We start from the raw sequence: 24,592 nt of genomic DNA on the forward strand, positions 1-24,592 counted from the left end.
TCGACTTGAACGGCGAGGCGAGGACGGCCAGAACGAAACAGAGCAGCCCGATCATTCCGCCAGCTTAGGCGATTCCGTCACGTCATCAACTCGGATAAAGTTTTCGGTACACAGAACGGGCCTGCGATCGTCAGTGGCCGTTTTTGCTTCGACGTATTCCTCTACGATCAAGCAATTGTGCTGCTCGCAAAAGCTCGACGTGATCTTACGTTGGCTCGGGATCGAGGCCTCGTTGGCAAATTGCCGTCCGGTGCTGACACGATAGTAGGTCGCAACCCGCTTCGTAATCTCTGATTGTTTGTCGATCGTATTGCGGAAGGTGTGCTTGTTCATGGTCAGACCTGCGATCGCACAACGCTTAATCTTGGACGTTACGAGTCGAATCTGCGCAGCAAATAAGGCGCTCTGTCAACCAAAATTCAAGTGCGAAGTTAGCACCCCTCAGTGTCCTTGCTGAGCAGGTTAGTGAGTTCTGTACCGAGCAGAATCTCAAGCGCTCGCAGCTCTCGCTCCAGGATCGGAATCTCTGCAGGCAGATCGACTATGACTTGAAAGTCAGCGGGCTGCGGTTGCCGGGGTCTTCGGCTCCGGCTTACCGATCTGATCGGCTGACTGGCATTTTCCGATCGGACGGCGGGGCGGCGAGCTGCCCTCACAGCGACAGTTCGACAGATGTCTGCCGCTCCCGATCGATTGGCGCATGCTGTGAGGCGGAAGCGACGAAATCCAACGTTGACGACTTCACCCGCCACTTCGACATCTGCTGGACCAGATGCTCACGGCGTTCTTCGACGGAGATATCGCTGGCGGCTCGGTCGAAGCCGGTTTCTGCTCGCACCGCAAAGGACGCAGCACGCGCGTCCAAACAGAGAACCGACCGTTCCTTGGCGCGGCTGAGGGCGACGTAAGTGTCTCTCCTATTGAAGGAGGCGTCGGCGACGATGATCGCGGTGTCGCTCGTGAGGCCCTGCGACGACCAGACGGTCGAGGCGTAGTCGGTAGCGAGACGGACGCGATCCTGATCGTCCACGACATCGCGCGAAGAGAAGAGGAGTTCCCGGCCATTGACATTCGCAACGATTAGAGCGTGGCCTTCATCCTCAGCGACGATATCTTTGACGACGCCGGTTGTGCCGTTGATGACGGCCTGATCGCCGATCTGGCAGCGGATGCCGAAGCGGATGCGGTCGCCTTTTGCAAGTGACAGGCGATAGCGGCGGCCAGAAGGTGTAACAGCGTTGATGCTCACATCCTCGCCGGTCAGTACGCCATCGAACCGTAGTCGTCGGCGGACCTCGGCATCGAGAGCGAGCCGTGTGGCGTTGGATTTGCAAACCAACAGGTGTGATTTGTACGGTGCGGCGGCCCGCTGGACGAACAGGTTGTCAACGGCTGCCTTGACGGTTGCAGCTTGCCCGTCCGCTTCGACGATCTGGCCACGGCTCGCCATGGTCTCCATAGCGCTGGCGACATCGCCTTTGGCCAATTGCTCGACCATAAGGCGACGCTCAGGATCGCTCTGGCGGACAATCTTCGATATCCCCGCGGCCTCGATGGTACGCGCAACCAAATCGATTCCTGAGCCCGCAGGGACCGCAAGCGTCTGCGCGCGATCCCCCAGGAAGAGCACGGAAGCGTTGGTGCGCTTGACCTCCGTGAGCAGCGCATGCATGGCGCGCACACCGATTTGAGAACTTTCGTCAACCAACAGAAGAGTGCGGGAATCGCAGAAGCGGCCGCCGGCTGACCGCAAGCCATGAATCAAGGGCGCGGGCTTCGACGCGTAAATTTCTGTCGGGGCCGGACAACTCATCTTCGAGCATCCGTGCGGTCCGCCAACTTACGCCAGTCGCGATGATGCGGTAATCGTCCTCCAGCGAACGGCACACCGGAACCAGTGTGAACGTTTTTCCAGTACCACTGCGCGCTTCGATAAAGTCGATGGAGCGACCATCGGCAATTCCGAGCGCCGCTGCGGTCTGTTCGTCCGATAGACCCGCAGCTTGGCAATGCTGCGCGAGGTTGTTTCGGTCGATCCGGTGCCACGGCTGGTCTGCGAGACGCGTCGAGATGTCGATGATCTCGCGTTCGAGCCTGATCATCTCCGGCGTCGAGAAGATCCGCTCCCGATCTGTCCTGCCGATCTCGACGATGGCGCCGCTGTCAAGGAGGCCGACGATCTCATCGTCGACACGGGAAACCTCGACGCCGGTGCCTACCAGGGCGGACGCTACTTCCCGAACGAGGTCGTGATGATCAAACGTGCTTTCGAACTCGGTCAGACGCTCCGGGACATCCGCCATACGGATGGCGATTTCGGAGTCGCGCAAACCCGGAAGTTCCAGCTCAATCCCTCGGCGATTCTCGCTATAGCGCTCTGTATCAATCCCCAGCGCCTCGGCCTCCTCGCGCCAGCGCGCGAACGTGTCCTTCGAGGACGCCGTCAGCTTGGCCCGGCGGGTTTTGACGGCTGCCCTGGCTGCGAGCTCCGGCGAATCCGCGGTGGTAAGACCGAGATCGGATAGCTCGCACTCTATTTCTGCGCGCCGCTGACTCCAGAAGGCGCGAAGCTTCCGGTCTGCCTCACGCTCATCTGTGGGTGGTACAATTTCGAAGGTGCCGTTCCGCCCAATATCCCCGATGGCGTAACCATGTCTTTGCAGTTCAGTGGCAAGTGCCAGATGCTGAAGTGCTCCCCAGGACTTGGCGCCCCGAAAGATCGGCTGGCCGTCCAACGAGCGTGTCAGAAACCGTAGCGGAATTTCGCGGTCGAGAGGCTGTAATTTGACATCTTTGTCTTTGCCTCCGAGAGAGAGCTCGTCAGGCTGGATGGCGACCAAATTCGGGAGGACTATGTGCGCGTGCAATTGCGGCTGTATCGCCACGATGCCGTCGCTCTGTAGAACGGGCCGCGTGTCGGGTTGAATAAAGGCGCAGATGTTGGGCTGCGCCGCTATGACGACCTTGCCGTTGTGGCCCAATCGCGTAAACGCATTACGCTGGATATGATCCACGATGGGATCAAGCGATTTGGCGAACGTCCGTTCGATCGCAGCTCGGCCTTCCGGAGCCGCCAGCGCCCACACGGCAGAAACCGACTTGGAGACGCCGACCGAAAGCTCGTAGGCGCTGATCCGCCTCTTCATTCCCGCGTTTTGCAGCAACAAAGAGTTACCGCTCCGATCTCGGCCTTCGAATAACTGCGCCAGGTGATCGGCATCGACCTCGGCCCCAACCTCGACGCCAAACCGCGCGTCTCCTGCCAGCCAACGGGCGCCAAGACTGGAATCCGCCAGAAAATATCTGGCGGTCTTGATCTCGTCGGTGAAATACTCGGCCGAGAAGACCTTGTTGGGGCGGGTGACCAAGAGCGAAACCTCCGTGGAGGTTTCTTCTTTAGTCACCGGCAGGACACCCGCGGCAAAGCCAATGCGCGCGGATTTTGCAATAAAGTTCAGTTAGTTAGTCTTGCGCTCCCCGGGGGCCGTTTGGCATTCGCACGGCACCACCGCCACCAAATCTTCCAAAGCTGAAGAGTGCGTGGCCCCGCGCCGCTAACCGGCACACGCGATCGGCTTGCCGCCGGCGAGTGTCGGGGCGCAGCACGAGTGCTATCGAATGCTGCGAACCTGGCTCGTGGGCTGGTGCCGCGCTGCAAGCGGGGCGCCAATGCGCGAAGCACTATCTTCCAACTATCGCCGCTTGCGCCAAGTTCGCAGCGGCCAGTCGAACTGCAGGACCTCCGGCAGTCCGACCAAGATGGCGCGGACGCGGTTGCCCCTAATGCCAAGCTGATGGGCGAGATAGTGTTCGGTGACGATAGGTACTTCGTCGATGCGACGATTGGTGGCGACCTGCTCGGTGCGGCCTTGGGGACCCCACGTGACGGTCTTGTCGTAAGTGATCTCTTCGACCCGGCGAAGCCCAATGGTGTTGCGGGCAACCTCGGTAGTTTGCGGCCCCGGCGTCTGTGCGCAAAAGATCTTCAGGCGAAATCGCAGTTTGATGCTTTCTGCGAACTCGCCGTAGACGCGGTCAAACTGGACGTTGATATCCTGTGCTGCCGCGATCATGTTGAGGCCCTTGTTCCGGCCGGTGTCCAGCAGCTCGGGGAGCCGCCGCAGCCGGCCAAGCGAAGGCAGCTCGTCGATCGCAAGCGTCCGGCTGCGGGTCTGGCTCACATCGAACGCGGGGTCTCCGACATGGCTAGCAATCGCATCCAGCGCCATGCCGATCCACATTGCCGAGATTTCGGGGTGGCGGCCAGAGCGCTGCACGACGACGATCTTGGGCTGCTGTGGATTGTCCTGATGCACCCAATCTCGAAACGAAAACATTCGCTCCGGCACAATTTCTCTCCACGCTTCGGCAAGTGGCCTTATCATGCGCAACGTACCTGCTCGGAACGTGAGAAAGAACGAGAGACTGGTTCGGGTCAAATCACCGCTGGTCGATTCGAACTCGATCAGTCCCGCAGCCGGCCGGTAATGGGCTTCGAAATTCGTCTTCAAGGTGGCGGGATCGCGTAGCGCGATCTCATAAACCTCGGGCATTCCCCATTTTCGGCTATTCTCGCCGGCAGCGGTGGCCAGAATGCCGGCATACATCTGGGCTGCACCTTTGCCCCAAATGGCTTCGCCGGTCTTCTCAATGGCCTGGTCGGCAACTTCCTCCATATCCTCGATAGCCAGGATATCCAGGCCCATGGCCCAACCCCAGCCGCCGGGCTGGTGCGGGTGCAGCACGGCGAAAGCGCTGTCTTCCACCGGCAGGCCGCTCAGAATCTCGCCTGTGGTGTCATGGATCAGAACAGCGTGATCGGCCGAAGGCTCTCGCTGGAGTTTCGCAATGATGGCTTCGATCAGGTCGAGCACGACCCGAGTCTTGCCCATCCCGATGGCGCCGACGATGAGCAGATTGAGCGCGCGCCAGAGGTGAGGATAAGGAACGCCCTTTACCAGTTCGATCGGCCGCTCATTATCTTGTTGCCGCTCGCACATGGCGGCGGCGGCAAAGGCTTGGGCTTGCCTGCCAACCAGCAACCGCGGGCCGTCGTGATGCTCACGCATGTCCACCAGTGGCGTCGTCGCATAGGCCCGGATAAATCCGATGGTGCTTGCCAGCGCCGCGGCGATCACTGTCGCCAGCAAGCGCGGGATCAGCTCGTGGTTGAGATCGCCGGGCATCGCCCACATCGGCAAGCGGTGGTCGACGGTGTGCAGATAGGAGCGGAGCAGCGCTAGGCCGGACACCACATGCGGTCCATCCTGCCACCAGGCCGTAGCTGGAAGGACGGCCATCAACATGATGGCGACCGTCACGGCCGTTATGACCATCGCAAGGCCGTTGAGAAAGGCCGGCGTGATGGGGCGGCGTTCGTAGCGCGCCTTCATGGCAGGTTGCCCATGAGCCGTCCCCTAGAACGCCAAACCACGACTTGGGAGCCGGCAGGGGCGTAGCCAGCAGGAAGATGCGTGTTGATCCGCAGAAGTTGGACGGTCGGCATCTGCAGATGCCAGGCGATCCAATCCCAGTTCAGGTCAATCGTGGGAATGTAGACACAGCCGTCCGCGGTCCAGGCCAACCGCTCACACAGCGGCCAATTGCTCGCATTAGCGGAGCGCACCAGAGTGAAAGGCACAAGCGACCACGACAGCACCGGAAAACCCGCGATAACCGCCACCATCACGATAGCCGTCACGAGGGCGGTGAGAAAGCTCGATTGCACCAGGCAAGAACGGCCGCGCCACCAGCGGCGCAACCGGTTCGCCACGGGATGCGGTTCGACCTTCCCCTCACGCACCGCAGGAATTTTGACTTGAGGGGCAATCGCCGCGACCACTTCCCGGTATTGATCGACCGTAAGTTTGGACCAAACATCGGGCCCACGGCGCAGGAGCTCCTGCGGCGTCAACTGCTTGAGCCGGTCAAGCAGCGCAGCCGACGCCTTGCGATGATCGGCCATCACGTTCGCGACGTTTCTTCGAAAGATCGAGAGCGGATCAGCCATCGGAATTCTCGTTGAGCTTGGGAAACACCGCGGTGATTTGCTCGATCATCTTGGCCGTCCAGACCGCGATATCCTTCACGAAAAGCTTGGCTTCATCCCGCTTCATGCCGGTTCGCGCGATGGCCTCGCGGTAATCATTTTCATACCACCCTACGATCACGTCCGGCGTTACATGAAGTCGTTCGTAGAGGGCCATCGAACGCGCATCTATCTTCTCCATGCGGATGTTCGGGTATTTCTTCAAGACCCCGAGATACGCCTTCTTGAGGCGATCATCGAGATATTCTGCCGCGGTTTCCGGGCGGCCCAGAACCTCATTTTTGACGATGACGATGGAAGCACCAGGCAGATTGGTTTCGAGCCGCTTGATTTCCCGAACGGTCTGAATCGCGGAATCCTCGCCGGCTTTCGTCACCACGAATACGTGGACATCGAGGCCGAGCAGTTCGATGTCTTCCTGCAAATCAAACTGGGTCACCGCCGTATGGAACAGGGCGGCGTTGGCGGCGCCAACCTCCAACAGAACATAACGGCGGCCGCTTTCGTTGGTCGTCGTGACCGCACGATACCAGGGAGCGATAACGTCGGTGACACGCAGCCCATCGCCGCGATCGCTGGCCACGGATGAAACGCTCAAGGCGTGTACGGGCAGACCAGTTTTCGCGGCGAGCTTTTCCTTGCTGTCGAGCTGAAACAGCAACGGTTCGATACCATGCAGCCGGAGGAAACTTGCGATCTGCACGGCAACGGTGGTCTTGCCGACTCCGCCGTCGTCGGCGGTGACGATGATGGCGGTTGCCGAGGTAGATGACAGAAAGGCGGATTTCATCGAAAAGCTCCAGATTTGGGGAGCCCTCGTCATAAACCAACGTTCCAAGGTCCGGGCAAAGACAATCGACGGTGATTTCGACAAGTTTTCGAACGGCTTACGCTTCAACGAGTGGTGAGGTTACCCCAACCAGCGAGCCCCTGACTTGGTTTGACCCTGCGTCCGTCAGGACAACTATTCGGTGTTTAGAGCGAACTCTCGCGTGCGACGACGGATCACTAGCGCTGCGCTCGAGGAAGCGAGGTCGAGCGCCGCGGCCAATTGCTCGCGATTGTAAGAATCAAGCAGCGTTCCACAGATGACTTTCTCGGCGAAGGTCCGTTCGCCGGGTGCGCGCGCGATAGCTTGCTTCACGATATCGAAATGGTCTCGCGCCAGCACGGCGTCAGCGCCGCGCTGCAGCCGTCCGATGAAACGAAACACCTCGAAGGCTTCCGCGCTCACCTCGGTATGGTTCGGCCACAGCGCGATCGGGTTGATATCGGCGACCATGGCGATCTCGATCAAATCGCGAGCGGAGAAAGCGGAACCGACGCCGCGAAAGGCCACGTCGATGTTTAGGCGCGCCAATCGCTGGCTTTCGTTGTGTGTTCGCTCGAAGACCCGCGAAATTGCCTTTGCTCGGCTGTAAGCCGTTGAAAGACGATCGATTCTGCCGACTTCGGCCTCGATACGAGACGGACGGTCCGGCAACGGAAGGGCAAAGCCGCGACTTGTCAAAGCGGCGTGTTTGTAACGGCAATAATTTGCAAGCTCGTCTTCGCTGTCGAAGCCGGTCCAGGCAGCGAGATGGTCGCGCCCGATCGCCATCAGCGCAGCGACGCCAAGCTCTCCGCCGGCAAGTTTCTCCTCTATCTTGGTGTCCGCCCCGTTTTTCGTGAAGCCAAGCTGACGCAAACCGTGGTTTGTCTGCAGGACGTGAACTCCAAATCCTGCGCGCAGATGATCGGCGAACGGTCCGAGTTCACGGGGGCCAGACATGGCGAACCCGTTCTGGTCGCGGCGCGGCGGGGCGTCCCGGCTTAAAACGGCTTGCATCGTACCTCGGGTGACGTCACCAATCCGCCCGATGAGCCGGATAACGATGGCCGGTAGCGGCGCCTGGGCCGGGGTGGTCGCCACCACGGACGCGGCCAGTTGACGCAGACGCACCAGCGCCTTCCTCGCCTTGCCTTGCTCTGCACGGGCGGCCACCGCCGTCTGCCTTCGACGCTGCCGCCTGCTCTGCACCGTGCTGGTCGCATCGTCTTGCGCTGCCGCATCTTCTGACAGTTTCGGCAAGCTGCCGTCGTGGATCACAGCCGCCCGCTCGAAGCCGCCGATACGAACCATGAGCTCGAGCTGAGCCGATGCGTACACCGCCGTTACCGGGCGCTGATCAGCCATAGCTAGGAGTGCGTTATAGTTTTGATTATTTTCCTCAATGAGACCACTGAAGTTGAGCGCCAACTCCCGATTTTTGAGAGCCCTGGTTACCATCGCCAGGAGATGCCAGTCGGCGATACAATAGGCGACGTTAATGACGAGCTCTTCGGCGCCGCCACCATGTACGGGCAGACTGATCGGGGTAGTGAATGCTTCGGTTCGCGCCGCTTCCGGGATTCCGAGCAACGGGAAAAGCAACCTGCCGAGCAGGGCTTGGCAATCGGCGGTGTTGCGGGAGCGCAGGACTGCGTCCACAAATTCAACGGCGTTCATGATCGTCGGCCCTAGCTCTCCCGTAAGCCTGCTCGGTTATCGCTCTTCATGTCTGGCAATGTCGGCGACCCCGAGGGCTCGCCCGGTTCGGCTTTAATTAGTCTTCTTTTTGATCCGGCGCGGCAAAGACAATGCGCGCCAAATTGCAAGGCGGGATCAGTCGCTTACGCGAGGTAGCGCAGTCGATCGAAGTCTTGGCGGACTTTCTGTCGTACTGACAACGGAGCGGTCTGCACGATTTCGGCATCGAGGGCGTGACGCTCGCGCGGGACCGCGGGGACGAGCACGTGGCTTGGTATCACGTGCACGCCGTCGAGAAGAAACTCGCCACGTTCGCAGAGCCGGTGGCAGATCTCGAAGTTCATATCCAAGGCGTCCGCGAGCGCGGCAAAGCGCGTTTCATATCGATCCTGCCACAGGCCAATCAGGCCGGCATTGGTCAGCCTCGGATCGATTCGCGTCAACACGGTGCGAAACGCGGCGATGTCGGGCCCCAGTCGTGCCGGATTGGTCAGATCGCAGAAACAGAGCTCCGCCAACGCGCCTGCGGCGGAAATAAATGCGCACTGATCAACGCCTAGCCTCGGCAGGTACTCGTCGACGATCACAAACCGGCCTGATGTCGTCTCGTCGTCCGACGCCCCGATCATCAAATGACCAGCGACAAGACCGGTTTCGTTGGCGGCCACATAGTGGCCGACTCATGCAGCAGCACGCCTGCATGGCTGAGCAGGAACTTCTTCGCCTCTCGCTTGTCGCTCCAAAGATGACGTCGATCGATGGACATTTAAGATGACCTTTCATCATCGTGATGCTTACAGCTGCAGCGTCTCTTGGCATAACGCCCAGCGTGCTGGCGGCCGCCCTTGTCGTTCAGCGCGGGATGGCCGCATGCACAGGGACGTGGACGGCACCAAACATCTCGTTAGCTAGTTGGCCTCCCCGCCGGCCCCGTTTCCCTGATCGAAAAGTTGGGGTTGCCGGTCAGACCCAACGCGCGGCGGACCTCGGCGCCGGCGTCGCCCTTGAGCTTGAGCACATTCTGGCCGATCCGAACCAGACTAGGATCATCAAGGGCGCTGCGCAGCGCCTTAAGACCCGACGCGACTTGATGGCTTTAGCGGCCATCATCAGGAATTCTCGCGCCGCAGGGTTGTCGGGAGCCCACACGTTGACCTGCCGCTCCGTCCCCTTGCGCTGATCGCGTTTGTCTTTCATGCGCTGGGCATCTTTGCTTCGCGTGCGCAATACGCCGGGGCCGACGAGCGCGGGGGTGGCGACGAAGCCGCTCTTCAGGAGAGCCTCGACATGGTCCCTGTCCGTCCAGCCGCCTCCATCCTTCTGGCTGAAGCCCTGTTCGGTGCCCTGCCCCGCGCGATCGCGCGAATTGCCGTTAGTTGCTGAACTAGTCGGAACTAGTTCGTGCTTCTCGTCCCGCAACATTTCGCTCATCTCGATGCTGGTGATGATTTCGAAGGTAGAGCAGGCCGCCGTCGCGGCGGTCGGCTCTTCTCTAGCGTCCTAACCGGCGTTGCCGCGCAGCCGCTGGTTCAGCTCGCGGTCGAGATAGGCCAACGTCTCGAGGGCGTCGTTGACCTCGATGGCTTCGCCGTCGAACTCAGCCATCCAGCCGTAGGTCTTCACCGCGCCGGTGGTGAGGCGACGGACGACATAGCGGGTGCGGTGGATGATGATGTCGTGGCTGTCGTCATCTTGCAGGCCAGCTCGCGACGGCGTCCAGGATCGCCGGCGCCACTTCGTCGAAAGCGGGATCGGCCAGCGCATGGCCGATGGCCACGCTGGCGATCGGGAAGCCCCCAGCCTCGGCCTCGGCCCAGGTCGCCGCGACGAACTTGACATAAGAACCGAAGCGACCCAACGCGGCATCCCGGGCCTCGGTGGAATTGAAGGCTTCGGGATAACCGGGGGTGACGCCGCAGAGCGTGGTGTAAAGCTCCTTCTCCGGAGCCGACAGCGGAGCCGCGCAGGCGAGCTTGGCCATCAGGGTGTCGGGGATTTCCGGAACGGGGCGGGCGAAGGAGAGAACAGAGAGGTCTGTCATTGCGTTCGCTTTCGATCTACCGGCAAGAATAATCTTCTAAACCGGCGTTTATGACTGATGGGTGGGCGTCGCCCGTCCATCGGCGATGGAACCAATAGAGCACAGGACGCCCGGAACGTCAATAATCGACTAAAACAGACTTTATGACTGATACATCTTGGTTAATGTTCCGGTTAGAGAATGGATAAGTTTACGCCAATAGCCGACACGGCCGTGGTCTCGATGGATACCGGATCTGCAGGGCTCTCGGTCGAGCTGCGATCGACAGCGGAGCCATCTCTCACCTGCCCGTATTGCGGATTCGAGCGCGTCCGCAACGGCACCCGCAAACTTAGTTTTCGCGATGTGCCCCACGAGGGACAGCCCACGACCATCGAATGGCGTCGCCAGAAATTCATCTGTCCGAGATGTCGTCGATCTTCCCACGACGCGCATCCCGCCTTTGATGAACGCCATGCGGTGACGAAACGCTTTGTCGACTGGGTGTCGGATCAGGGGCGCAAAGTCACGTTTGCCTCCTTGTCGAAACTCTCAGGCGTCGACGAGAAAGTCGTTCGCAGGATCTTCGCGGGCGTGAACAAGGGCGATAACGTCTCCATGCAGGCTTCCTTGCTCGGAATTGAGCTAATCCGGGTGGCCGGCAGTCTGTATCCGGCCCTGATCGATATTCAGAAGCGCGCGATCGCTGATGTGTTCTCGTCCGAGGGAGCGCTCAATGACCGCCTCGCATTTGCGCAGCTCTCTGGTGATCCGCTCCTGTCTGTCGCGACTGTGGTGCGCGACATCGAACTGCCAGATGAAATACAGGGATGGTTTGCCCAAACCACCGAAGACGTGATCAGCCGTTCGTCGCTGCACCGGTTCGCAACGGCGGCGATCGAGGCCGAGATAAAGCCTCTGTTCGAACAGCTACGCTCAGAAGCGCGCCCTTCGACGGCTGCCGATCTCGCCCTCTTCAGAAAACGCGAGTCAGACCTTGGCCGAACCGCGCGAGCCCGACTTTCCTGCTGGCAGGATCGTTTCGCACCGCTCTACCGCATCTATCGTCTAAAGGAGGATTTCTTGAACATCTGGCGCTTCGACACCAATCCCGCCGAGGAGGATTGGCAATCGTGGAAACGCCTCGCGGCCGATCTCGGTCTTAATCTCCGTGCATTCATTGAGCGGATCGATTTGAACAAGGCGGCTATTGCCGCTTATCATGGTCATCGTGTCCTTCGCCAACTCTATCCGGGCCTCCTCGCCAAGGCCGAAAGCATCAATAGAGCAGGCACGCACAGTTTTGCCGCCTCCCGCGCGATCCTTCTTGATCACATGGGCAAGAAAAGTTGAACTAGGGCGGGGAAACGCCTTAGCAGCGTAGATCGGCGTGCCGACGCCACGGTGACCTCGTAAATTCATTGGCAAGGGACAGGATGTCCCATGCTGTGCGCTGGCTGTCGCTACGTACCGGTCGTTGATTTCCAATACCTAGGGAGCGAAGGCCTTGCCCTCGCTCCCCGCGAGTTCCGGCAGCTTGCACGAGCGGGGCCGCGTCCTCGCACAGCGAAACGGCTGCGACTTGGGCCTCTGTTTGAAGTCGCTCTGCTCGGCGGCGCAGCCCAGCCCGGCGTGCCGTAACTCGCCCCCTCACTCCCGCGCGCTCACGCACCCCCGGAAGGCACGCCGAAGCCGTGCCTTCGGCAGTGCAAGGAGTGACACCATGACGACAAAAGCGAGATCGAAGACGAACACCGGTGCGGAGATTTTCGTGCCGTTGAACAAGCTGAAGAAATCCCCGAAGCATGCGCGGAAAGTGCCGCATAGCGACGCCGCGATAGCGGCGCTCGCGGCCAGTATCGCTTATAAGGGGATGCTGCAGAATCTCGTCGTAGAGCCGGAAGTCGATGAAGCCGGCGCCGCGACAGGCTTCTATCTGGTGACGATCGGTGAGGGGCGGCGGCTGGCCCAATTGCTGCGCGTGCAGCGCAAGGAAATCAAGAAATCCGAACCGATCCGCTGCACCGTCGATCTGGCCAATGATCCGACCGAGATCAGTCTAGATGAGAACGTCACGCGATCGGATCTGCATCCGGCCGATCAATACGAAGTTTTCCGGTATCTGGCCGAGGAGAAAGGCTATGGTATCGAGGAAATGGCGGCCCGGTTCGGGGTCACGGCACATATCGTGCGCCAACGGCTACGACTTGCCTCAGTGTCTCCCAACCTGATCCAGATTTATCGCGACGGCGGGCTGACGCTGGATCAATTGATCGCATTTTCGATCGTCGAGGATCACGAACGGCAAGAGGCGGCGTTCGAACTGTTGGCCTCCAACCTTGAGCCGTACATGATCCGCCGGGTTCTGCTGGAAGCGAAGGTTCCGGCCCGCGACCGGCGAGCGCGGTTCGTTGGGTTGGAGGCTTATGAGGCCGCAGGCGGAAGCATCCTTCGCGACCTCTTTTCGGAGAGCCAGGAGGGCTTCCTCGAAGACGTGGCGCTGCTGGACCGCTTGACCAAGGAAAAGCTCGACGGCGTCGCCGCCCGGCTCTGCGAGCAGGAGGGCTGGAAATGGGCTGAGGCTCATCTCGACTTCCCCCATGCGCATGGGTTGCGGCGGCTTTATCCGTCACCAGTCGATCTTTCGCCTGAAGATACTGCCGCCTATGACGCGGCGCGGTCCGCCTTCAACGCGCTCACCGAGCAATAAGAAGACGCGGAAGAATTACCTGATGACATCGATGAGCGGTTTGGCGAGCTTGAGGCCGAGATCGAGCGGCTCGACGCCAAGCGCGAGGCTTATCCAGCCGATGTCATCGCGTGCTCAGGGGTGTTCGTCGTGCTCGACCACGATGGAACCGTTCGCGTCGAACGCGGCTTCGTTCGCCGCGAGGACGAGAAACTGTTGGGTGCCGAACAGACGAAGGGTATCGCCGTTACCGATGGCGCTGCCGATGCGGAAGGGACATCGACCAGCGACGAAGGGAGCCAGAGCGATGGGAACGGCGCAAAAGCCCTTTCCGACGTGCTGACGCGTGATCTGACGGCACATCGGACCCTCGGCCTTCGGCTCGCGCTCTGCGAGCAGCCGGACGTCGCGCTCCTTGCGGTCGTTCACGCGCTCGTCGCGCGGACCTTCTATCGTCAGGAGGTTTCTTGCCTCGATATTCGTCTGGTTTCTGCTTCGCTCGCTACCCATGCCGAAGGCATCGAAGATACCGATGCCGCCAAGGCGCTGGCGGATCGCCATGGCCGATGGGCCAGCCAGCTTCCACAGGCCCCGTCCGACCTCTGGCGTTTCATTGCTGAACTTGACCACGATAGCCTCATGGCGCTGTTCGCTCATTGCGTAGCTCTCGCCATGTTCGCTGTCCGGGCGCCATGGGAACAGAAGCCGCTCGCGTGGGCAACCGCACACACCGTCGCGTCGGTGCTCGAACTCGACATGAACCGCTACTGGAACCCCACCGCGCGATCGTACTTCGGGCGGGTATCCAAGGAGAACATCCTTGCCGCCGTTAGCGAAGCGGTCGGACCGGAGGCGGCTGAACGCATCGCCGGCATCAAGAAGGTCGCCATGGCAGAAGCTGCCGAGCAATTGCTTGCGGGCGCCGGCTGGCTGCCACAGCTTATGAAGCCATCGGCCGCGCACGCGGATGACGCGCTGGTCGATCGAGCCGATACCATCAGCGAGACACCAGAGACGATGGTCGCCGCAGAATAGCACGGGCCAGGTCAGGCCGGAGATCGCCTCGGTGATCTCCGGCTCTGCTCGACGGTAAGTTCGTCGAGCACAGATCAAGACGATGAATCAGCCGCCCTCGATGCATTCCCCGTGGGCCACGTGGCGGCTACGCGAATGATGCTCCGAAGCTCGGAGCACCGGATTCGGCCACGGGCTCACATTCAACTCCGTGGACGATACGGAATCGCGGCGGTCCTGCCACGCCGTCCTGCGTGTCGCAATTCTCGACGGTCAGTATCTCTGCTGGGGTCGCCGCTAATAACCATCGATTGCGATCGGCGCATGTGAGGCTCGCAGGTACATCGGGGGGCCAAGACCTCACGAGCGTTCTATCGGCAACTTCCACCGGCGCGACCACACCGCAGCGAGCGATCTACGGCGGCCCTTGTCGCTTTCGGCCGGTCTGGCTCCTTGAAAGGGTCAGCATCCAAATCCCATTCGCTAGGTATATCGCCGTGCGAACGTCTCCGTCGCGATTCGCTGTCCGTTTGCGAAAGATCGGCCACGCAGGTGTTGGGCCTCTGACGATGGCCGGTATCGCCGAGAGTTGAAGGGCCTTCGGCCCCGATCGCTTCCCGCAACGGCTGGTCGGGCTATTTTCCCCGCCGCTACGCGTCTCCTCGCGCAAGCCAAAATAACCCTCCCGTTCGCCGTCCTCCGCTCCGCTCCAGCCTTCGGTGCAGGTCGATCGCCTCCCGGCGCAAGCACCGCCATCGAGGCCGCAATCACGCGAGCCCGACAGCAAACGGAGAAACGATCATGGCGACCATCGGAACGTTCACCAAGAACGAGGCTGGCTTCACCGGTGTGGTCAAAACGCTGACCCTCAACGTCAAGGCCAAATTCATCCCGGCCGAGAAGGAGAGCGACAAGGCGCCCGACTTTCGAATCCTCGCAGGCGCGGTGGAATTCGGCGCCGCATGGAAGAAGACCGCGCAGAACGGACGCGAATATCTCTCGGTCCGCCTCGATGACCCGAGCTTCGCCGCTCCGATCTTCGCCAATCTCATCGAAGGCGAAGAGGCGAACCACCAGCTGATCTGGTCGCGTCGCAGCGCCGACTGAGCAGCCGCCGGCGCGGCCAATTCCGGCCGCGCCGGTCCTCATCATCCCGACATCGCAGAGCTACATCAATGAGCAAGAGCCTCAGTACGAACCCGCGCGCGGACTTCTATCAGCGCGTCACCGACAAGATCATCCGCGACCTCGAGCAGGGCACGCGCAGTTGGATCAAGCCTTGGACGACATCGACAGGACATGATGCCGCAGCCCGACCGTTGCGCCACGACGGCACACCGTATCGAGGCGTCAATGTTCTCATCCTGTGGTCCGAAGCGATCGAACACGGCTACACGTCAGCGACGTGGATGACCTACCGACAGGCCCAAGCGCTGGGCGCTCAAGTCCGCAAGGGCGAGCACGGCGCGACCGTCGTCTACGCCAAGATCATCGAGCGCGCCGAGGACGATCCTGACACCGGCAAAGAGACCGTCGAGCGCATTCCACTGCTGCGCGCCTACACGGTGTTCAACACAGAACAGATCGATGGCCTTCCCAATCAGCCTGCGCCGCAGCCCGCGGCCATCGAACCGGTATCAGCGAGGATCGATCGTGTCGACGCCTTCATTGCTGCTACCACCGCTCCGATCGTTCACAGGGGCAATCGCGCCTGCTATATTCCGTCCGCCGACCGCATCGAAATGCCGCCCTATCGGCAGTTCATCGACACGCCGACGTCGAGCGCAGCCGAAGGCTACTATGCGACTCTACTTCACGAACTGATCCATTGGACATCGCCAAAGCATCGCTGCGACCGGGATATCGGTAAGGGCCGCGGTGACAATGCTTACGCGCGAGAAGAGCTTGTCGCCGAGATCGGCGCGGCGTTCCTCTGCGCCGACCTTGGCATCGCGCTTGAGCCGAGGCCTGACCACGCGGCCTACCTTGCCAGTTGGCTCACCGTGCTCAAGTCGGACAAGCGCGCGATCTTTACGTCGGCGGCCTGGCGCAGAAGGCTGTCGACTGGCTCGCGGCGAAGAGCCACCCCGACTGAGGGGAGGAGGCTCGACTTTGCGAATCATTGCGAAGGCAACGCCGAAACTGGAAGAGGTCGAATAATGCGGCTTAGCCATAACGAAACTACTGCCTACATTCGCGAGAACCTCGATCTCCATTTGCGAACAGGCCGCTATTCGACCGGCTTGGTCCAGGAACTCGCCGACATGCTGGAAAGCCGGTCGGGTAACGTATTTGCGATCTTAGACGAAATAGCTGTGCTGGAAGGTTTCCCCGACGCACGCCCCAGTCTCGCCAAGCCTCCGACCACGTTTGTGCGACCGCCCTTGGCGGGGCTCTGGCATAAGCATTATCACCAGGCGTCATTCCTAGAGCAGAATGTCCTGAACCACTGGCGCGCAAATGACTTCGCTGCGCATGCTGAGAAGGTTGTGAATGAGTCCGCTGTTCCTCGAGACAAGCTCATAGGCGCACTTATCCATGAATTCGTCCTGGGCGGTTACCGGGAGCGTAGCCAGGCTCATCGCCTGACGGGGCAATGGATCGTTTACGCCCGACGAGGCGACGTGAACACCTACCTGACACTTGGGACACATGGCGACGACGCCGCGATTCACGAGAGGGTGCTCGCCTGCGCGAGCGAGTTTCCGGAGCTTGAGCCATCTGCACAAGAAGACGCGAGTGGACGTTGATTCGCTGAATGCTGCTATCGACCGGTTCTTCCGGTCGTATTTCAATCACTGCGTGGCCCCCAAACGAGGATACGCTGTTAATTCTGCTGAATGCGCTTCACAGCCTGAACGACCGACTGCAAAAGGAAGTTGGACGGAACTTCTTTGCGTCGTCGAATTTCATCGCGCTCAAGGCGCTCCGAAATCTATTTCACCATCACACCGAGCTGATTCATGAGGTCAAGATCATTCCGGTCGAGAACCTCCCGCCAATGGTGACCGATTTACTGACCGTTTGTCTTGTACCAAGAACTCTGATCGAGCGTGCGGGAACGGAAACCGACCGGAAGTACCGCGAGCAGGTCCGTTCGGCTTTCGATGCGTTCAAGTGGTACGGATCGATCGTTAATATCCAGCCTTGCGTGTTCAATGTCGCTGTCGATGTCTTTGAACTTGTCGCCGACCTGGACGCCGCCCCGCAATCAGAGGCGTACCTCCTCTTTATGGAGTCGTATCGCCTCGAAGAACAAGATGGCCATGATCATCGTGTGACTGGCGATATCTGGTGCGGCGCCGGATCGGTCGCCGAAATACTCGGGAAGGTCTTCCACCAAACCTCGTGAACCGCCTATTCGCTGAGTTATTGGTCTGCCGCATGCGTGACCGCAATATCGACGTCTCAGGAACGTCGTCGCGGGCGTGGCCGCGGAGGACAATGCCAACGGTGAGCGCCAGATCAATTGCCGAACCCGTCCCGCAATACTCCAGCAGCGGTCGAACCGAGCAGTTCCGCCGGTGCAAAAGCGGTGTAAATCACGCCGATAATAAATTAGATATTTCTCTGTTGCCGAAGGTGTCGACAATGACACCTGAGAACTCGCAATGCCGCAGCCTAGCGCTAGAGGAGGCCGTCGAGAAATCCTGGTGTCGTGTCGAATACCGACGCTTAGCTAAGTGCACCCATGGTACCGGCGCTCGCGGACAGCTAGCCGCGGCTTAACTCAGTCCTGCCGACGGCGCGCGGTGCGAGCCCGATCCATGAACGCAAGCACGTCCCGGTGGGAAGGCGTGGGCGATTTCACCGAGCGCTTCGATGGACCTGAAGCATTTCCGGGGACGTCGGTGCGTGCACTGCGTTCCCGGGGAGCTTTGCCTTTCTCTGGCGCCATTCGTCCACCATCGGCCCCCGCTTGCCCAGACCGCCCCTGGGAGTCGGCGGGCTGCGAGGTGGGCTGGCTTCGGCGGTGCGGCTGCCGAGCCTCTCCCCCAACAATCGACCGCGTTTTTGTCCCAAGCGCAGGCGACACGGCTAGACCGTGATTTTGCATTGCAATTTTTTTCGGCTCCGTAACCTCTCCTTTCTTCGTTCTCTTCGCGGCACGCTTTTGATTCTGCAGTTCGATTTGGCGGACAAGCGCCGTTAGCCGATTGGTCGTCAGGGGGATGCGGGCTTTACCTTGGACGATGCCCTGGGCAGCAAGGGCGGCCGCAATCGCAGACCATTGCACCCCGTCTTCGCGGAGGCTGTAGATTTGCGGAAGAGCAGCCCGGATCGCCTTCGTCGTTCCAGTCGTTTCCCGGCTGGATCGCGACTTCGATCGTTCGGTCTGGAATCGTGAAGCGTCGATGCGAAGTCGTTTGAGATCTAACATCATACAGCAAATCTACACGTTAAGCACCGTACTAGCTAGTATGCTAGTTATTACCAATGATATACTATTAAGACTAGTATGTTACACCTGTGCATCCTTTTTGATGCCTAGACCGCGAGCGCCGTAGTCCAGACGAGTAAGAGTTTCTGACATGCCCGTTCGCGGCCTCTGCCGCTCGCTGGGGGGCGCCGATCCTGCGCACAGGCTGGAGCTGACTTGAGGCTGCCGCGAGCAACTTGCGACAGAACGGGGTGAGCTATTATCATAATCCGCTACTATAATGGAGAAGGTGAAGACGATGAACTCGCCGGATCTCGTCAAGGTTGATCTGCGATCTTTCGCGGGGGCGCTCGCGGAAGCGGTTCTGCGAGGACATCAACAGTTCGCATTCTTCCTCGGAGCCGGCTGCTCCATCAGTTCGGGTGTGCTCCCGGCAAGTACGCTGTGTCTCCAATGGATCCGAGAACTAAAAAGGCAGCATGACAGAGCGTTCTCACATAAGCCGAGACAATTCTCTGATCTGGAATTCGTGAAATGGTACCAGACGATCGATAGCACTTTCGACGAAGGAAGGGCCGGCGAATTCTATAGCTCGATCATGAAAAAGCGCTTCCCCAACGCCGCGCTGAGACGAATGGCAACCCAGCGTTTCGTAACGGGAGCCGATCCGGGGGTCGGATACCAGCTTCTTGCAGCGCTTTTGTTGGATTCTAAAGCAGGCCCCTCCGCCAACGTCGTCCTTACGACGAATTTCGACGATCTCGTATATGATACTCTGACGCTCTTCTATCGCACTCGGCCTCTCGTCATCGCCCACGACGACATCGCGAAACGAGCCATTCCGCCGATCGGTAGCCCCATGGTCTTCAAGCTACATGGCGATGCCCTGCTGGAACCCCTAAACACCCCGGAAGAAACCCAAAAGCTGGCTGCCAACGTCGCGGCAAGCATGTCGGCCATCTTAATGGGCAGAGGCGTAATATTCCTAGGATACAGCGGTGGGGACGAAAGCATCGCATCCGCGCTCGAAAATTTGCCACCTGAATCCCTCAGAAATGGAGTCTATTGGGTCAACGAACGGCTGCCTACCAACCCCGCTATGATGGCCTGGCTGATCAAGCGAGGGGCAGTTTGGGTGAAGCACACCGATTTCGATACGGCCATGATGGCTCTATCGCTCAGCTTCAAGGTCGCTGAACCGTCGACAATTCGATTTAGAAGCCTCATCGATGATGTCAAAGAGGCCAAAGGCGCCGTCGAACGAAGGCTTCAGGGGCCGCGACGCGGATCGAAGCCGACAAAATCGCTCGACAAAGTCAAGTCGCTATTGCGGAAGCCGCCGCCCAAGTCTCCGGAGGAAATCTGCAAGATTATGCAGAACGCAATCGACGAGAATCCGAAAGATGCCTTCGTCCGCGGCTACTATGCACACCATCTAAGCGGCCGGGGAAAATATGCGGAAGCGTATGAGGCGTACATGCGCGCATTGGAAATCGATCCGGATAATGTTCAGAATCTGCTCCATCTAGCCAGCTTCCTCGTTGATCACGACGTCCGCTCGGAGGACTTCGATCTGCGCCTCGACAAGGCCGAGCGACTACTTCGCCGAGCTTGCAATATCGAATCGAGGAATCCCCGCGCACTTGGGAGTCTGGCGAGCTTTCTTTGGACCCGGCGGTTGGACAAAGACGCTGCGGATGCGTTCTTTCAAAGAGCGCTGCAAGCAGATCCAGAAAATACCGAGACCATGGCGAGCTACGGCAACTTTATATGGCGCGCGCACGGCCTCCTGGAGGAGGCGACCGAATATTACAACGAGGCGATCGCGAAAAACCCCGACAACATGCGGATGCTCGCGAATTTTTCGCAGCTTCTGTTTTTGACGAACGAGAATGGTCGTGCGCGCAGGTACGCCAAGGCCGTCCTCGAAAGAGCGAAGAGCAGAATTCTGCAGCTGGAAGCGACATTCTACCTGTATGTCTTTGATGACGAAGCCGGACGTGAGGCATACCTTCCGAAGTTGAAGTCGCTCATCGAGGCCGGCGTGCGATCCCCAGGCTGGGATCTTGAAGAGAGCGTCCGTTATGCCGAGCAGTCTGGCAAGGGCTCGCTGTTGATCGAAACGCTCAGCAACGTCATTTCGAATGGCTTGCCCGCGGAAAAACTGTCGCAACTGGTCGACTGGAACAAGCCTTGACGAGGCGGCCGCAGAGAGAATCGAACTCCCGACCTTTTCCGCAACAGGGAAATGCTCTACCGCTGAGCTATGCGGCCATGCCGGAAAACATCAGAAAATTTTCTGCGGCTGTCAACCCATGCTCGGCGCCGAACCTTGCGGACACAGGGTGCGGTCAGGGACCTTTAAGAATGCGCTCCAGTTCGTTGACGAATATCCGGATGGCAGTCTCGAAAAGAACCGTGTGAACGTGGGGATCCGCCCGATAGCGACATTGCACGAGACGCGAGCGTTGTCCGTGTTCGACTAACTCCGCTTACGCGCGATGTCGAACGACAGCACCAGGGTTGTGGACTACCGATTGTGCCCCGGCTCCGAATATTGCCCCCTTTCGGCTTCCAACATTGACCCCGCCCGCCGATCTAATGCTGAATGAATTCAGGCCCTTGCTGAGTAGGAGACAGGGTCAACGTTGGGCGCCGGTCGGCGGTTAATAGCCGCGCCGATCCACACACCCACCCGAGGCAGCATTGTCCCGGGCCATCGAACAGAACATCTTTCGGGAGGATGTCGAACACCGGCTCGACACGGTACTGTTCGAAACAGTTGCCAAGCACCGCCCCCGGCGCGACGCACGGCGAGGCTGGCATTTTCTGTTCATCACCTTTGCCTTGCGGCTTAGCAGTCGATGGGCAGCAGGCCTGGCAAAACGGTTGTTGCTGCCGGTAAGTAAGGATGCCCTCCTGTCTGGTCCGACGCCGTCACCGTCGGCCGGCTGACCCGCTCAGTTATTGGCATTGATGATTGGGCCTGCCGGCGCAATCACCGATACACGAGCATCATCTGCAATCTGGAAAGGCGCCGGATCGTCACCCCCTGCTGACAGATCGGCATGGCTCGACGATCAGTGGGGCGTCAGACGGCAATGCAGGCCGCGGCAAAATCGACCTGCTTCAAGCCAAATCAATCAACGCAGAATGGAGCTGCACCAAAATTGCGTCAGAGCCAGTTTTGGATGCCGATCCCCCGACATGTCCGTCTAAAATACCCGTTGTCACGCTCAACGCGTATTGTTAGACTTTACACGTTTTAAAAAGCTAATAAGAGTTGAAAAACCTCAGAGTTCACGCTGCAGTGTCAGCTTAGACTTGATTTTATGAGGTAATCGCGTGTCCCGGAGTCCTCGTCAGATCAGAGACTTCGACGTCCTAGTCGTGGGGAGTGGCCCTGTAGGGTGTGCTTTTGCAAGAACGCTTGTCGACCAGGGAATGTCCGTTCTGATGGTTGATAGCGGTGCGAGTCAGTCGCAGCGGTTCGGTTCTCACCTAAAGAATGCGTTTCTGTTTCAGCGGGACATTAATCCATTCGTCAATGTCATACGGGGGCATCTGCATGCTCTCTCGGTGCCGCCAAACGAGAATCCTGCGCTTACCCTCGACCCTGGTGCGTTCACATACGATCTCAATCTCTACAAGGGGTTCATAGGGAGTAATCAGAATCCCCGCCAGGATCCGAGGAAAAACCTTCCCGGTGCCGCAGCCACCTATGCCGTAGGCGGTATGGCAACTCACTGGACCTGTGCAACGCCTCGCCAGCATCCAGATATCGAACAAAGTCCGCTTCTTTCGCGGAGCGAATGGGAGGACCTTTATGGCCGCGGAGAAAAATTACTTAATACTCACCATGACATATTCGAAGATTCAATCAGAAACACCATCGTACGAGATGTTCTTCGAAGAACGTTCCCGCAATTGAAGGCTCCATTCGACCCTCAAAATCTGCCTCTGGCCGCTCAGCGTAACGCCGACAATGATGAGTTGGTGACATGGAGCGGCGCAGATACCGTGCTTGGCGATCTGGCAGTCCCTGGGAGTTCAGATCGATTCAAGTTACTTTCAGAGCACCGCTGCACGAAACTGGTCTTGAACGAAGACGGAGACGGGATCGCATATGCCGACGTAATGGATCTTATAAACTGGCAGCCTTATCATGTGCATGCGAAAACCTTTGTGGTTTGCGCCGGCACTGTTTTGACAGCTCAGATACTTTACAACTCCGGCATTAGGCCGAGAGCTTTGGGGACTTACCTTACCGAGCAGCCCATGGCATTCTGCCAGATCGTGCTCAGTCAGTCGATCATAGACGGTCTGCCAGACGACCCCAGATTTGCCGATAAGATCAGGATTTACAGGAAGGAGCATCCTAACGACCCGATCCCGATTCCGATGAATGACCCCGACCCGCAGCTGACAATTCCTGTTTCCGCGGATCGCCCTTGGCATACCCAGATTCACCGAGACGCCTTTGCATATGGCGGTCTCCCGCCAAATATCGACAACCGATTGATCGTCGATCTCCGATGGTTTGGAATTGTCGAACAGCGCGAAGAAAACAAAGTCACATTTGCAAACGATGTGCGCGATACTTTTGGTATGCCGCAACCGACCTTCGACTATTCCTTGTCGAAAAAGGACCGTGAAGCCCAGCATGCGATGATGGAGGAGATGTTAAAAGCGGCAACCGCGCTCGGTGGCTTTTTGCCAGGGTCGGAGCCGCAGTTCATGGCGCCGGGTCTGACACTCCACATTCACGGTACAACTCGAATCGGCAACTGTGATGACGGAACAAGCGTTGCAGACACGTACTCCAGGGTCTGGAAGTTCAATAACCTCTACCTTGGAGGGAACGGCATGATTCCGACGGCTATTGCCTGCAATCCCACTTTGACAAGCGTCGCTCTCGCTCTGCGCGCCTGTGACCAAATTACTAAGTCTAATCCCGCCAAAGGTACAGACGCCACCGGCAACATCTGACTCAAACCGAGAAGAACAGGCAAATATGATCTTAGGTATTCAGCCGACCGGTTGGACGAACGATGATTTTCCGGAAATCGGGGACGACACTCCTTATCAGGAAATTCTTGACCAGACCAAGGAAGCAGGTTTTGAGGGAGGCAGCACCGGGCACACGTATCCCACGCACTTGCCGTCGTTGCGCCACGCCTTGGAATCGCGAGGCCTCAAGATAGCCAGCACTTGGGCGGGGACGGCTTTCAGTACAGGTTTGGACGTAGAAGCAGCGTTCGCTTCATTTCAGGCGCAAGTCGCCTTCCTCAAGGAAGTCGGTGCGCAGAATGTCGTCGTCGCGGAACTAGCCAATGCCGTCAACCAGGTTCGCACCAAATCCGTTTTGAACGACCGGCCCAAGTTGAATACGGCCCAGTGGTTTCTCCTGACCGAGCTTCTCGATCGGGCAGGCGAGTATGCAAAAGATCAAGGGATGCAGCTCAGCTATCATCCACACGTCGGTACGTGCGTGATGACCGTAAAGGAAACCGAGCGGTTGCTGGATCACACCAATCCCGACTATGTGGGACTTTGCCTGGATACCGGGCACCTTTGCTATGGCGGTGCCTGTCAGAAAGAGATCGTGGAGCTAACCAGGAAATACGCCACCCGTATTACGCATGTCCATTTGAAGAATGTTCGCCGGGCAGTGCTCCCGGACGCCAAGGATTACAGCTTCTATCAGGCGATCAAGAGCGGGATTTTCACTGTACCCGGCGACCTGGACGGCGCATTGGATCTGGATCCGATCATGGAGATTCTCAAGGAAGCTAAATACGACCGGTGGATCGTCATCGAAGCCGAACAGGCTCCGGCAAAATACGATCCATGCAGACCGCAAATTCGCACTCCGCTGACTTACGCACGAATTGCTCGGGCATATCTACGTAAACATCTGGGTTATTGAC

18 protein-coding genes, 1 tRNA gene and 2 pseudogenes are annotated in these 24,592 nt (G+C 59.1%); 9 read left to right on the plus strand and 12 right to left on the minus strand.

The features are described 5' to 3' along the window. Window positions 1–51 precede the first annotated feature (51 nt). The 11 genes from OZ411_RS06605 to OZ411_RS06655 all read right to left on the minus strand — a co-directional run bounded on the left by OZ411_RS06605 (window position 52) and on the right by OZ411_RS06655 (window position 10,599). Entirely contained in the window at window positions 52–333 is a 282-nt protein-coding gene (locus tag OZ411_RS06605; RefSeq protein WP_282527273.1) for a recombinase family protein, read from the minus strand. Between the two features lie 319 nt (window positions 334–652). After that, window positions 653–1,813, minus strand: a complete 1,161-nt coding sequence (locus tag OZ411_RS06610; RefSeq protein WP_282527274.1) for an AAA family ATPase — start codon at window positions 1,811–1,813, stop codon at window positions 653–655. After that, window positions 1,701–3,404, minus strand: a complete 1,704-nt coding sequence (gene mobF, locus OZ411_RS06615) for a MobF family relaxase (protein WP_282527275.1) — start codon at window positions 3,402–3,404, stop codon at window positions 1,701–1,703. The genes OZ411_RS06610 and mobF overlap by 113 nt, the downstream gene beginning before the upstream one ends. Before the next feature lie 288 nt (window positions 3,405–3,692). Next, complete coding sequence (locus OZ411_RS06620; protein ID WP_282527276.1) at window positions 3,693–5,393, minus strand: type IV secretion system DNA-binding domain-containing protein; 1,701 nt, start codon at window positions 5,391–5,393, stop codon at window positions 3,693–3,695. Beyond that, a complete protein-coding gene (locus OZ411_RS06625; RefSeq protein WP_282527277.1) occupies window positions 5,390–6,010 on the minus strand; it encodes a hypothetical protein in 621 nt (206 codons plus the stop codon). The genes OZ411_RS06620 and OZ411_RS06625 overlap by 4 nt, the downstream gene beginning before the upstream one ends. Continuing rightward, on the minus strand, window positions 6,003–6,839 hold the full coding sequence (locus OZ411_RS06630) for a hypothetical protein (protein ID WP_282527278.1): 837 nt from the start codon (window positions 6,837–6,839) through the stop codon (window positions 6,003–6,005). Before OZ411_RS06630 ends, OZ411_RS06625 begins: the two co-directional genes overlap by 8 nt. Window positions 6,840–7,013: 174 nt before the next feature. After that, a complete protein-coding gene (locus tag OZ411_RS06635; protein WP_282527279.1) occupies window positions 7,014–8,537 on the minus strand; it encodes a hypothetical protein in 1,524 nt (507 codons plus the stop codon). Window positions 8,538–8,701: 164 nt separating this feature from the next. Then, on the minus strand, window positions 8,702–9,226 hold the full coding sequence (locus tag OZ411_RS06640; protein WP_282527280.1) for a hypothetical protein: 525 nt from the start codon (window positions 9,224–9,226) through the stop codon (window positions 8,702–8,704). Window positions 9,227–9,521: 295 nt separating this feature from the next. Beyond that, complete coding sequence (locus OZ411_RS06645; protein ID WP_282527281.1) at window positions 9,522–9,989, minus strand: hypothetical protein; 468 nt, start codon at window positions 9,987–9,989, stop codon at window positions 9,522–9,524. Window positions 9,990–10,058: 69 nt separating this feature from the next. Continuing rightward, window positions 10,059–10,322 carry a hypothetical protein gene (locus tag OZ411_RS06650; RefSeq protein WP_282527282.1) on the minus strand — a complete coding sequence of 88 codons (264 nt, stop codon included), beginning with the start codon at window positions 10,320–10,322 and terminating at the stop codon, window positions 10,059–10,061. Then, entirely contained in the window at window positions 10,246–10,599 is a 354-nt protein-coding gene (locus OZ411_RS06655) for a hypothetical protein (RefSeq protein WP_282527283.1), read from the minus strand. Before OZ411_RS06655 ends, OZ411_RS06650 begins: the two co-directional genes overlap by 77 nt. Before the next feature lie 180 nt (window positions 10,600–10,779). Between OZ411_RS06655 and OZ411_RS06660 the strand changes: the two genes are divergently transcribed. From OZ411_RS06660 to OZ411_RS06685, 6 genes and pseudogenes are all read left to right on the plus strand, one after another. Next, on the plus strand, window positions 10,780–11,931 hold the full coding sequence (locus OZ411_RS06660; protein WP_282527284.1) for a transposase family protein: 1,152 nt from the start codon (window positions 10,780–10,782) through the stop codon (window positions 11,929–11,931). A gap of 370 nt (window positions 11,932–12,301) precedes the next feature. Then, window positions 12,302–14,302, plus strand: a pseudogene (locus tag OZ411_RS06665) (ParB N-terminal domain-containing protein). Window positions 14,303–15,082: 780 nt separating this feature from the next. After that, window positions 15,083–15,388: a DUF736 domain-containing protein gene (locus OZ411_RS06670; RefSeq protein ID WP_282527285.1), complete on the plus strand. Its 306-nt coding sequence runs from the start codon at window positions 15,083–15,085 to the stop codon at window positions 15,386–15,388. A 68-nt stretch (window positions 15,389–15,456) separates the two neighbouring features. After that, window positions 15,457–17,031 (plus strand): zincin-like metallopeptidase domain-containing protein, encoded by a 1,575-nt coding sequence (locus OZ411_RS43355; protein WP_349016982.1) that lies wholly within the window; start codon window positions 15,457–15,459, stop codon window positions 17,029–17,031. An 8-nt stretch (window positions 17,032–17,039) separates the two neighbouring features. Continuing rightward, complete coding sequence (locus OZ411_RS06680) at window positions 17,040–17,633, plus strand: hypothetical protein (protein WP_282527286.1); 594 nt, start codon at window positions 17,040–17,042, stop codon at window positions 17,631–17,633. A gap of 1,327 nt (window positions 17,634–18,960) precedes the next feature. Further along, the gene (locus OZ411_RS06685; protein WP_282527287.1) at window positions 18,961–20,859 is read left to right on the plus strand and encodes an SIR2 family protein; all 1,899 of its coding nucleotides are present in this window, start codon (window positions 18,961–18,963) and stop codon (window positions 20,857–20,859) included. 5 nt (window positions 20,860–20,864) lie between these two features. Here OZ411_RS06685 and OZ411_RS06690 read toward each other — a convergent pair. Next, a tRNA-Asn gene (locus OZ411_RS06690) sits at window positions 20,865–20,936 on the minus strand. Between the two features lie 527 nt (window positions 20,937–21,463). Here OZ411_RS06690 and OZ411_RS06695 point away from each other — a divergent pair. The 3 genes and pseudogenes from OZ411_RS06695 to iolE all read left to right on the plus strand — a co-directional run. Then, window positions 21,464–21,709: pseudogene (locus OZ411_RS06695) on the plus strand (ISL3 family transposase); the annotation flags it as partial. A 298-nt stretch (window positions 21,710–22,007) separates the two neighbouring features. Further along, window positions 22,008–23,651, plus strand: a complete 1,644-nt coding sequence (locus OZ411_RS06700) for a pyranose oxidase (protein WP_282527288.1) — start codon at window positions 22,008–22,010, stop codon at window positions 23,649–23,651. 25 nt (window positions 23,652–23,676) lie between these two features. Continuing rightward, a complete protein-coding gene (iolE, locus tag OZ411_RS06705; RefSeq protein ID WP_282527289.1) occupies window positions 23,677–24,591 on the plus strand; it encodes a myo-inosose-2 dehydratase in 915 nt (304 codons plus the stop codon). The last annotated feature ends 1 nt before the right edge of the window (window position 24,592 follow it).

It is taken from the genome of Bradyrhizobium sp. Arg237L (assembly GCF_029990105.1).
In the GTDB taxonomy this organism is placed as follows: Bacteria; Pseudomonadota; Alphaproteobacteria; order Rhizobiales; family Xanthobacteraceae; genus Bradyrhizobium.

Bases quoted from the DNA above. Each gene is read 5' to 3' on its own strand.
- OZ411_RS06605 (WP_282527273.1), bottom strand. From the start codon at position 333: ATGAACAAGCACACCTTCCGCAATACGATCGACAAACAATCAGAGATT.
- OZ411_RS06610 (WP_282527274.1), bottom strand. From the start codon at position 1,813: ATGAGTTGTCCGGCCCCGACAGAAATTTACGCGTCGAAGCCCGCGCCC.
- OZ411_RS06620 (WP_282527276.1), bottom strand. From the start codon at position 5,393: ATGAAGGCGCGCTACGAACGCCGCCCCATCACGCCGGCCTTTCTCAAC.
- OZ411_RS06625 (WP_282527277.1), bottom strand. From the start codon at position 6,010: ATGGCTGATCCGCTCTCGATCTTTCGAAGAAACGTCGCGAACGTGATG.
- OZ411_RS06630 (WP_282527278.1), bottom strand. From the start codon at position 6,839: ATGAAATCCGCCTTTCTGTCATCTACCTCGGCAACCGCCATCATCGTC.
- OZ411_RS06635 (WP_282527279.1), bottom strand. From the start codon at position 8,537: ATGAACGCCGTTGAATTTGTGGACGCAGTCCTGCGCTCCCGCAACACC.
- OZ411_RS06645 (WP_282527281.1), bottom strand. From the start codon at position 9,989: ATGAGCGAAATGTTGCGGGACGAGAAGCACGAACTAGTTCCGACTAGT.
- OZ411_RS06650 (WP_282527282.1), bottom strand. From the start codon at position 10,322: ATGCGCTGGCCGATCCCGCTTTCGACGAAGTGGCGCCGGCGATCCTGG.
- OZ411_RS06655 (WP_282527283.1), bottom strand. From the start codon at position 10,599: ATGACAGACCTCTCTGTTCTCTCCTTCGCCCGCCCCGTTCCGGAAATC.
- OZ411_RS06660 (WP_282527284.1), top strand. From the start codon at position 10,780: ATGGATAAGTTTACGCCAATAGCCGACACGGCCGTGGTCTCGATGGAT.
- OZ411_RS06670 (WP_282527285.1), top strand. From the start codon at position 15,083: ATGGCGACCATCGGAACGTTCACCAAGAACGAGGCTGGCTTCACCGGT.
- OZ411_RS43355 (WP_349016982.1), top strand. From the start codon at position 15,457: ATGAGCAAGAGCCTCAGTACGAACCCGCGCGCGGACTTCTATCAGCGC.
- OZ411_RS06680 (WP_282527286.1), top strand. From the start codon at position 17,040: ATGCTGCTATCGACCGGTTCTTCCGGTCGTATTTCAATCACTGCGTGG.
- OZ411_RS06685 (WP_282527287.1), top strand. From the start codon at position 18,961: ATGAACTCGCCGGATCTCGTCAAGGTTGATCTGCGATCTTTCGCGGGG.
- iolE (WP_282527289.1), top strand. From the start codon at position 23,677: ATGATCTTAGGTATTCAGCCGACCGGTTGGACGAACGATGATTTTCCG.